At 51.8% G+C, this 218-nt stretch carries 1 protein-coding gene; it reads right to left on the reverse strand.

The genetic code is table 11. The features are described from left to right. Positions 1–218: hypothetical protein (locus CES79_RS12985; RefSeq protein WP_159459511.1), on the reverse strand; the 218-nt coding region annotated here is incomplete at both ends.

The following is a 218-nucleotide window of genomic DNA, read 5'->3' on the forward strand; positions in this document are numbered from 1 at the left end:
TGCTTGGAATCGTCACATTTGCCTTGGCATCGTTTGGTGTGTAGGTCACTTTACCTGTGGTCGTTGGGTTATCAACGGTGATCGTGCCGTCGGCATTCACCGTCGCCGGTACCGTTGACTTATCCGCCGTGTAGCCTGGCTTCACTGGTACTGTAACATCAACATGCTCGCCCGTCTTACCAGTTACATCAGGTACCGTTTGATCACCTTGGTTGCTT

This window comes from Secundilactobacillus silagei JCM 19001, from assembly GCF_002217945.1.
In the GTDB taxonomy this organism is placed as follows: Bacteria; Bacillota; Bacilli; order Lactobacillales; family Lactobacillaceae; genus Secundilactobacillus; species Secundilactobacillus silagei.